Annotated in this window: 2 protein-coding genes and 1 pseudogene; 1 reads left to right on the plus strand and 2 read right to left on the minus strand. The window is 61.1% G+C overall.

Features of this window, described 5'->3' with window-relative positions; all coding sequences use genetic code 11:
• Positions 1 to 300: pseudogene (locus V6C16_RS13140) on the minus strand (2,3-bisphosphoglycerate-independent phosphoglycerate mutase); the annotation flags it as partial.
• 5 nt (positions 301 to 305) lie between these two features.
• A complete protein-coding gene (gene rsfS, locus V6C16_RS13145; protein ID WP_333536777.1) occupies positions 306 to 794 on the minus strand; it encodes a ribosome silencing factor in 489 nt (162 codons plus the stop codon).
• Positions 795 to 1,120: 326 nt separating this feature from the next.
• On the opposite strand from rsfS, the gene V6C16_RS13150 reads away from it, so the two are divergent.
• A partial coding sequence (locus V6C16_RS13150) for a phenylacetate--CoA ligase family protein (protein ID WP_442886236.1) occupies positions 1,121 to 1,465 on the plus strand: 345 nt, incomplete at its 3' end.

The raw sequence follows: 1,465 nt of genomic DNA on the forward strand, positions 1-1,465 counted from the left end.
GGACAGCACTTCGCCAAGCACCGGATTGGCCGCAAAGGAGCCGTCCTCCAAGGCCACATCGATGCGGGTCATGTCCTGATAGACCACGCGCCCCGCACCGATGTTAAGATGCCCCACTTCCGAATTGCCCATATAGCCTTTGGGCAGTCCCACCTCACGCCCGGACGCCGCAAGGCGGCTCTGGGGGCAGCGGGCCATGAGGGCGTCCATATTGGGGGTGCGGGCCACAAACGGGGCATTGCCGGGGCCGGGAGGGGCGATGCCCCATCCGTCCAGTATCAGCAGCAGTGTAGGCGTCATAATAATTATTCTCCGCTGTTCTGCCCAGCGGCCGTGCCTTTCCCGGAACCGTGGCCCCACAGGGCTTCAAGGGCGTAGAGCTCGCGCACCGGCTCCTGAAAGATGTTGACGATAACATCGTTCATATCCACAAGAATCCACTGCCCGGCGGCATACCCTTCTGTACGCAGAAATTCGTAGTTGTGTTCGCGGCATAGCTGACCTACGCCGTCGGCAAGGCTCTGGGCGTGACGCACCGAGTTGGCGCCGGCCACAATAAGGGCATCGGCAAAGCCGCCTTCACCTTCAAGGTCAAGGCAGACCACGCGCAGCGCCTTGTGCTCTTCAAGCCATTGGGCCACATCCGCCGCCTTACGGCTTGCGGGAACATCTGAAAACTGTATGGGGGCGCGGCCCCCGGCGGGTGTATTGGGATGATTATTTTCCATAGCCAGCACATATCGTAAAGCCGGGCCAAGGGCAATGGGCATGCCCTGCCGACGGCATGCCCGCACGGAAATCCTGCAGAAGACCGGCGGAACGTCGACGCAAAAAACAACGTCACGCCGTGCGTAAATTCCGCTCTTTTCCGGGCCGTCCCAGGCCGATCAAAAGAAGCGCGCCCGACGACGCAACACAGCGGCAGCGCTCCAAATCCGCTCTGCCGGCAGTTGGAAACCCCGCCACGGAAGCCCCTCCAGAAGCGGCACTCGGCCCTGTTTTTGTTGACCAGTTGCGTACATTCCGGCATACCGGAAAAGGTTTGCATACGGCAACGCCGTTTTTATTTTTGCATTGACGGCCCAAGGCCGCCGCCAAAAGCCAGCTAAAGGAGAGGGCCGTGCTTTTCGACATCAAACAGGAAACCCTGCCCCGCGAGGATATGGAAGCATTGCAGTTGCGCCGTCTGCGCGACCTGTGCAGCCGCGTATACGCCAACGTGCCCTTTTACCGCAAACGCTTTGACGAAGCGGGCGTAACCCCCGCCGACATCAAATCCCTGGCCGACCTGAAGCTTCTGCCGTTCACCGAAAAGCAGGACCTGCGCGACTATTATCCTTTCGGCCTTTTCGCCGTGCCGCGCGACCACATCGTGCGCCTTCACGCCTCCAGCGGCACCACAGGCAAGGCCGTGGTGGTGGGCTACACCGCCCGCGACCTTGAAACCTGGGCCGAGCTCATGGCC

It is taken from the genome of Desulfovibrio sp. 1188_IL3213 (genome assembly GCF_036763145.1).
In the GTDB taxonomy this organism is placed as follows: domain Bacteria; phylum Desulfobacterota; class Desulfovibrionia; order Desulfovibrionales; family Desulfovibrionaceae; genus Desulfovibrio.